Origin of the sequence: Aeromonas sp. s7(2024) (assembly GCF_040907825.1) — a bacterium.
In the GTDB taxonomy this organism is placed as follows: domain Bacteria; phylum Pseudomonadota; class Gammaproteobacteria; order Enterobacterales; family Aeromonadaceae; genus Aeromonas; species Aeromonas veronii.
In genome coordinates this window covers 42,749-49,727 of the sequence record NZ_JBFOCM010000024.1, presented here as the reverse complement: position 1 = coordinate 49,727, position 6,979 = coordinate 42,749, and the positions used below count along the sequence as shown (strand labels likewise).

Below are 6,979 nucleotides of genomic sequence, written 5' to 3'. Positions count from 1 at the left end.
GGGCACTGTTGCAAATAGTCGGTGGTGATAAACTTATCATCCCCTTTTGCTGATGGAGCTGCACATGAACCCATTCAAAGGCCGGCATTTTCAGCGTGACATCATTCTGTGGGCCGTACGCTGGTACTGCAAATACGGCATCAGTTACCGTGAGCTGCAGGAGATGCTGGCTGAACGCGGAGTGAATGTCGATCACTCCACGATTTACCGCTGGGTTCAGCGTTATGCGCCTGAAATGGAAAAACGGCTGCGCTGGTACTGGCGTAACCCTTCCGATCTTTGCCCGTGGCACATGGATGAAACCTACGTGAAGGTCAATGGCCGCTGGGCGTATCTGTACCGGGCCGTCGACAGCCGGGGCCGCACTGTCGATTTTTATATCTCCTCCCGTCGTAACAGCAAAGCTGCATACCGGTTTCTGGGTAAAATCCTCAACAACGTGAAGAAGTGGCAGATCCCGCGATTCATCAACACGGATAAAGCGCCCGCCTATGGTCGCGCGCTTGCTCTGCTCAAACGCGAAGGCCGGTGCCCGTCTGACGTTGAACACCGACAGATTAAGTACCGGAACAACGTGATTGAATGCGATCATGGCAAACTGAAACGGATAATCGGCGCCACGCTGGGATTTAAATCCATGAAGACGGCTTACGCCACCATCAAAGGTATTGAGGTGATGCGTGCACTACGCAAAGGCCAGGCCTCAGCATTTTATTATGGTGATCCCCTGGGCGAAATGCGCCTGGTAAGCAGAGTTTTTGAAATGTAAGGCCTTTGAATAAGACAAAAGGCTGCCTCATCGCTAACTTTGCAACAGTGCCGGATTGAATATAACCGACGTGACTGTTACATTTAGGTGGCTAAACCCGTCAAGCCCTCAGGAGTGAATCATGACCGTAGTCACGACCGCCGATACCTCCCAACTGTACGCACTTGCAGCCCGACATGGGCTCAAGCTCCATGGCCCGCTGACTGTCAATGAGCTTGGGCTCGACTATAGGATCGTGATCGCCACCGTCGACGATGGACGTCGGTGGGTGCTGCGCATCCCGCGCCGAGCCGAGGTAAGCGCGAAGGTCGAACCAGAGGCGCGGGTGCTGGCAATGCTCAAGAATCGCCTGCCGTTCGCGGTGCCGGACTGGCGCGTGGCCAACGCCGAGCTCGTTGCCTATCCCATGCTCGAAGACTCGACTGCGATGGTCATCCAGCCTGGTTCGTCCACGCCCGACTGGGTCGTGCCGCAGGACTCGGAGGTCTTCGCGGAGAGCTTCGCGACCGCGCTCGCCGCCCTGCATGCCGTCCCCATTTCCGCCGCCGTGGATGCGGGGATGCTCATCCGTACACCGACGCAGGCCCGTCAGAAGGTGGCCGACGACGTTGACCGCGTCCGACGCGAGTTCGTGGTGAACGACAAGCGCCTCCACCGGTGGCAGCGCTGGCTCGACGACGATTCGTCGTGGCCAGATTTCTCCGTGGTGGTGCATGGCGATCTCTACGTGGGCCATGTGCTCATCGACAACACGGAGCGCGTCAGCGGGATGATCGACTGGAGCGAGGCCCGCGTTGATGACCCTGCCATCGACATGGCCGCGCACCTTATGGTCTTTGGTGAAGAGGGGCTCGCGAAGCTCCTCCTCACGTATGAAGCGGCCGGTGGCCGGGTGTGGCCGCGGCTCGCCCACCACATCGCGGAGCGCCTTGCGTTCGGGGCGGTCACCTACGCACTCTTCGCCCTCGACTCGGGTAACGAAGAGTACCTCGCTGCGGCGAAGGCGCAGCTCGCCGCAGCGGAATGAGCGAACGTCGATATAGCCCGCTCGCGACGCTGTTCGCGGCGACCTTTCTCTTCCGGATCGGCAACGCGGTGGCGGCCCTCGCGCTTCCATGGTTCGTCCTGTCTCATACAAAGAGCGCGGCCTGGGCGGGCGCCACGGCCGCTAGCAGCGTCATCGCGACCATCATCGGCGCGTGGGTTGGTGGTGGCCTCGTCGATCGGTTCGGGCGCGCGCCCGTCGCATTGATCTCGGGTGTGGTGGGCGGCGTGGCCATGGCGAGCATCCCACTGCTCGATGCCGTTGGCGCCCTCTCGAACACTGGGCTGATCGCTTGCGTGGTGCTCGGTGCCGCGTTCGACGCACCCGGTATGGCCGCGCAGGACAGTGAGCTGCCCAAACTCGGCCACGTCGCCGGGCTCTCCGTTGAGCGCGTCTCGTCACTGAAAGCGGTGATCGGGAACGTCGCGATTCTAGGTGGCCCGGCCCTTGGGGGGGCCGCAATCGGCCTGCTTGGCGCTGCGCCAACGCTCGGGCTGACGGCGTTCTGCTCCGTCCTTGCAGGTCTGCTCGGCGCGTGGGTGCTTCCCGCGCGTGCCGCTCGGACGATGACCACGACGGCGACTCTCTCCATGCGCGCCGGCGTCGCTTTTCTCTGGAGCGAACCCCTGCTGCGCCCTCTCTTTGGTATAGTGATGATCTTCGTGGGCATCGTTGGCGCCAACGGCAGCGTCATCATGCCTGCGCTGTTTGTAGATGCAGGACGCCAAGTAGCAGAGCTCGGGCTGTTCTCCTCAATGATGGGGGCTGGTGGTCTCCTTGGCATTGCCATTCATGCGTCGGTCGGCGCCCGGATATCAGCGCAGAACTGGCTGGCGGTGGCATTTTGTGGCTCTGCGGTGGGCTCGCTTCTGCTTTCACAGTTGCCAGGCGTGCCGGTGCTGATGTTGTTGGGCGCGCTCGTGGGACTGCTGACCGGCTCAGTCTCTCCCATTCTCAACGCTGCCATCTACAACCGCACGCCGCCAGAACTTCTCGGCCGGGTACTCGGCACGGTCTCGGCGGTGATGCTGTCAGCCTCGCCCATGGTTATGCTTGCGGCCGGCGCGTTTGTCGACCTTGCTGGTCCGCTCCCTGGCCTCGTTGTATCGGCCGTGTTTGCGGGGCTCGTGGCTCTACTCTCGCTCCGTCTTCAATTTGCTACAATGGCGGCGGCAGCCACAGCCTCCGCCCCAACCCATACAGAAGGTGAACACTGATGCCCCGCCCCAAGCTCAAGTCCGATGACGAGGTACTCGAGGCCGCCACCGTAGTGCTGAAGCGTTGCGGTCCCATAGAGTTCACGCTCAGCGGAGTAGCAAAGGAGGTGGGGCTCTCCCGCGCAGCGTTAATCCAGCGCTTCACCAACCGCGATACGCTGCTGGTGAGGATGATGGAGCGCGGCGTCGAGCAGGTGCGGCATTACCTGAATGCGATACCGATAGGCGCAGGGCCGCAAGGGCTCTGGGAATTTTTGCAGGTGCTCGTTCGGAGCATGAACACTCGCAACGACTTCTCGGTGAACTATCTCATCTCCTGGTACGAGCTCCAGGTGCCGGAGCTACGCACGCTTGCGATCCAGCGGAACCGCGCGGTGGTGGAGGGGATCCGCAAGCGACTGCCCCCAGGTGCTCCTGCGGCAGCTGAGTTGCTCCTGCACTCGGTCATCGCTGGCGCGACGATGCAGTGGGCCGTCGATCCGGATGGTGAGCTAGCTGATCATGTGCTGGCTCAGATCGCTGCCATCCTGTGTTTAATGTTTCCCGAACACGACGATTTCCAACTCCTCCAGGCACATGCGTAAACGGAGGTGTGCAGAGTCCCTGCGGCAGGCGACGAACACGACCGTCGTCGATTAGTACCGGTACGGTCGGTGGTATCGAAGTCTTGATCACCACTCAGGTCTACGGCTTACAAATGGTGACCATCCCGATACTTGCGTCAGAGCACCGGGCCGATTCTTTGACAGTGAATCACTCCCGTAAGGTTGTGCCGGTGTGGGTGTCCCGGGTCGAGACGATACTCCGCCAATGCGCCCAGCAAACAACCTGGCCATCGCAGGTGGTGGGGAGCGGTGTGGCGGATGAGTTGGACAAGTTGGTGTAGCAGCACGAGCACGGCGAGATAACATCGCAGGAGTTCGACATGCTCAAGAGACAGCTGATTGCGAATCGCGATGCAGATTCATAACCCGATTGCGGGTTGGCTTCACTCCACCATCACCGAGCAGACTAGCACGGCGGGCTCTGTTGCAAAGATTGGCGGCAGTCAGAGGTAGGCTGTCGCTCTGCGCCGATCAGGCGGCTGCTGCGAAATGGTGGTTGAGCATGCCCATGGCCTCCGTCAGCGCCGAGGGCCCAATGCCAAAAGCTCTCTCCACAAGGCGCACCTCGCCCCTGATGCCGGGCTGCAGGCACCAGGGGCGAGCCTGTCCTTTGCGCAGGGCTCGCATGACTTCGAATCCCTTGATCGTGGCATAGGCCGTGGGGATCGATTTGAAACCGCACACCGGCTTGATCAGTATCTTGAGCTTTCCGTGATCGGCCTCGATCACGTTATTGAGATACTTCACCTGCCGGTGGGCCGTCTCCCGGTCCAGCTTTCCTTCGCGCTTCAATTCGGTGATCGCTGCACCATAGCTCGGCGCTTTGTCGGTATTGAGCGTGGCAGGCTTTTCCCAGTGCTTCAGGCCTCGCAGGGCCTTGCCCAGGAACCGCTTCGCTGCCTTGGCGCTGCGGGTCGGCGACAGGTAGAAATCGATCGTGTCGCCCCGCTTGTCGACTGCCCGGTACAGGTAGGTCCACTTGCCCCGCACCTTGACGTAGGTTTCATCCAGGCGCCAGCTCGGATCAAAGCCACGCCGCCAGAACCAGCGCAGCCGCTTCTCCATCTCCGGGGCGTAGCACTGGACCCAGCGATAGATCGTCGTATGGTCGACCGAAATGCCGCGTTCCGCCAGCATTTCCTCAAGGTCGCGATAGCTGATCGGATAGCGACAATACCAGCGCACCGCCCACAGGATCACATCACCCTGGAAATGGCGCCACTTGAAATCCGTCATCGTTCCGTCCGTCCAATCTCCGCCAAGCATGCTCAAGCTTCACGATTTTTGCAACAGAGCCCACACGAGTATTGAGCATAGTCGAGATTGGTGCAGATCACTTCTGATATTGAACTGTCAGGAGCTGGCTGCACAACAGCCATTACGCCCAATCAACTGGTGCAGTCGTCTTCTGAAAATGACAATCCAGTTAGGGTATAGCTCAACCTGACATAGAAGCAAAAACTCAACCACCTTCTACCAACTCTCCGAACAGCTCCTTGACCTTTGTTTTCGCATCAGCAAGTGCAGTTCTGCCTTGTTCAGTGATGTCATAAACACGCCGTTCACGTCGCCCGGTGCGTTCGTGGCGTGAGGTCAGATAGCCTTTTTTTTCCAGGCCGTGCAGCATCGGGTACACGGTGCCAGCGCTCATCTCGTAGCCGTGTCGGCGTAGCTCTTCGATGATCCCCAGCCCAAAGACAGGTTCCTCGGCTGCATGGTGAAGGATGTGCAGGCGGATCAAACCGCCGTAGAGGTCTTTGTCAGTCATTTTTTGTGCCTCACAGAGCGACGCTCAACAGCCACCCAGCTGCACCGCTACCGAGGACAACCAGCCACGGCGGGAGCTTCCAGAACATAAGTGCGACAAGGGCAACTAATGCCAAGCCGAAGTCTTGCGGCTGAAAGATGGCGCTAGTCCATACAGGCTGATACAGCGCGGCCAGCAGCAAGCCGACTACAGCGGCATTGATCCCGGCCAGCGCAGCTTGGATGCCTGTATTGCGGCGCAAACGCTCCCAAAATGGCATTGATCCGACGACCAGCAAGAACGAGGGCGCGAAGATAGCCAGCAGACACACAATGCCGCCGATCCAGCCCGACGGGGCGGTGTTCATCGAGGCACCAAGAAACGCGGCGAACGTGAACAAAGGGCCGGGCACCGCTTGAGCTGCCCCGTACCCCGCGAGAAAGGATTCATTGTTGACCCAGCCGGAGGGCACCACTTCGGCTTGCAGTAATGGCAGCACAACGTGACCACCGCCGAACACCAGTGATCCGACACGATAGAAGGAATCCACCATTGCCATGGTTTGACTTGGCATCAGTTCGGCCAACACCGGCAGGCCAATCAGCAAGACAAAGAACAGCGAGAGCCAAAGCACGCCGGCCCGGTGACTGACCGTGATAGGTAGGGGGTCATGCTCAACAACTTTCGCTGGCTTGAACAATAACCGGCCTGCGATGCCTGCGATAGCAATCACGCCAACCTGTCCCCACGCGGACGGCACAAGTAAAACGACGCAGGTAGCAATTGCCATGATGGTGACTCGCAGCCCATCCGTGCATAGGTTACGCGCCATGCCCCATACTGCTTGAGCGACCACGGCCACAGCCACCACTTTTAAGCCATGCAACGCGCCCTGCGAGACGTAATCGCCATAGCTGGAGATGCCGAGCGCAAAAAGGATCAAGGCTATGGCAGACGGCAGCGTGAAGCCAGCCCAAGCAGCCAGCGCCCCGCTGTATCCAGCCCGAGACAGTCCTACCGCTATGCCGACCTGGCTGCTTGCAGGCCCTGGCAAGAACTGACAAAGCGCGACCAAGTCAGCATAGCTCCGTTCGGAGAGCCAGCGCCGCCGTGTGACAAATTCGGCGCGGAAGTAGCCCAAGTGCGCAATGGGGCCGCCAAAAGATGTCAATCCAAGCCGCAGAAAAATAAGAAAGACCGACCATGGTCTGCTGTCATCGGTAGGGTTATTCGTCATACTTTCGCCTTCATGATCTGCAACGAGTTGATCAATAATAAGCGAAATTCGATAACGAAATTCGATATAAATCTAGAAAAAAATACCTCTATGTGTACTACGCAGTTTTAGCTGTGGCTTTCACAGGAGCACGCTTACTTACGGCTTAGCGTGCTTTATTTTCCGTTTTCTGAGGCGATCCCTAGGAGCTCGGATCTCAGGACGAAGGTCTCCGCGAATGTCCGGTCGATCCGCGCGACGTCCCAGGCGGGCGTTCCCTTGGCGGACATCCACGCCGCAGCGTCGTGCATCAGCCGCACAACCTCGTCGATATCACCCGAGCAGGCGACCCGAACGTTCGGAGGCTCCTCGCTGTCCAT

8 protein-coding genes are annotated in these 6,979 nt (G+C 59.4%); 4 read left to right on the top strand and 4 right to left on the bottom strand.

The annotated features are described in order from the left end of the window. Window positions 1-64: 64 nt before the first annotated feature. The 4 genes from AB5Y73_RS11320 to mphR(A) all read left to right on the top strand — a co-directional run bounded on the left by AB5Y73_RS11320 (window position 65) and on the right by mphR(A) (window position 3,615). A complete protein-coding gene (locus AB5Y73_RS11320; protein WP_001067834.1) occupies window positions 65-769 on the top strand; it encodes an IS6-like element IS26 family transposase in 705 nt (234 codons plus the stop codon). A 121-nt stretch (window positions 770-890) separates the two neighbouring features. Further along, on the top strand, window positions 891-1,796 hold the full coding sequence (locus tag AB5Y73_RS11315) for an Mph(A) family macrolide 2'-phosphotransferase (protein WP_000219391.1): 906 nt from the start codon (window positions 891-893) through the stop codon (window positions 1,794-1,796). After that, the gene (gene mrx(A), locus AB5Y73_RS11310; RefSeq protein ID WP_000004159.1) at window positions 1,793-3,031 is read left to right on the top strand and encodes a macrolide resistance MFS transporter Mrx(A); all 1,239 of its coding nucleotides are present in this window, start codon (window positions 1,793-1,795) and stop codon (window positions 3,029-3,031) included. The genes AB5Y73_RS11315 and mrx(A) overlap by 4 nt, the downstream gene beginning before the upstream one ends. Beyond that, the gene (mphR(A), locus tag AB5Y73_RS11305; protein WP_001137892.1) at window positions 3,031-3,615 is read left to right on the top strand and encodes a macrolide-binding transcriptional repressor MphR(A); all 585 of its coding nucleotides are present in this window, start codon (window positions 3,031-3,033) and stop codon (window positions 3,613-3,615) included. Before mrx(A) ends, mphR(A) begins: the two co-directional genes overlap by 1 nt. A gap of 492 nt (window positions 3,616-4,107) precedes the next feature. On the opposite strand, the gene AB5Y73_RS11300 is transcribed toward mphR(A), so the two are convergent. The 4 genes from AB5Y73_RS11300 to AB5Y73_RS11285 form a co-directional block, all read right to left on the bottom strand. Further along, window positions 4,108-4,872 (bottom strand): IS6-like element IS6100 family transposase, encoded by a 765-nt coding sequence (locus AB5Y73_RS11300; protein WP_201915021.1) that lies wholly within the window; start codon window positions 4,870-4,872, stop codon window positions 4,108-4,110. A gap of 226 nt (window positions 4,873-5,098) precedes the next feature. Beyond that, window positions 5,099-5,404, bottom strand: a complete 306-nt coding sequence (locus AB5Y73_RS11295) for a PadR family transcriptional regulator (protein ID WP_000130000.1) — start codon at window positions 5,402-5,404, stop codon at window positions 5,099-5,101. Window positions 5,405-5,414: 10 nt separating this feature from the next. Next, a complete protein-coding gene (chrA, locus tag AB5Y73_RS11290; protein ID WP_000184001.1) occupies window positions 5,415-6,620 on the bottom strand; it encodes a chromate efflux transporter in 1,206 nt (401 codons plus the stop codon). Between the two features lie 155 nt (window positions 6,621-6,775). Further along, a complete protein-coding gene (locus tag AB5Y73_RS11285; protein ID WP_000376616.1) occupies window positions 6,776-6,979 on the bottom strand; it encodes a hypothetical protein in 204 nt (67 codons plus the stop codon).

Bases quoted from the DNA above. Each gene is read 5' to 3' on its own strand.
- AB5Y73_RS11320 (WP_001067834.1), top strand. From the start codon at position 65: ATGAACCCATTCAAAGGCCGGCATTTTCAGCGTGACATCATTCTGTGG.
- AB5Y73_RS11315 (WP_000219391.1), top strand. From the start codon at position 891: ATGACCGTAGTCACGACCGCCGATACCTCCCAACTGTACGCACTTGCA.
- AB5Y73_RS11300 (WP_201915021.1), bottom strand. From the start codon at position 4,872: ATGACGGATTTCAAGTGGCGCCATTTCCAGGGTGATGTGATCCTGTGG.
- AB5Y73_RS11295 (WP_000130000.1), bottom strand. From the start codon at position 5,404: ATGACTGACAAAGACCTCTACGGCGGTTTGATCCGCCTGCACATCCTT.
- chrA (WP_000184001.1), bottom strand. From the start codon at position 6,620: ATGACGAATAACCCTACCGATGACAGCAGACCATGGTCGGTCTTTCTT.
- AB5Y73_RS11285 (WP_000376616.1), bottom strand. From the start codon at position 6,979: ATGGACAGCGAGGAGCCTCCGAACGTTCGGGTCGCCTGCTCGGGTGAT.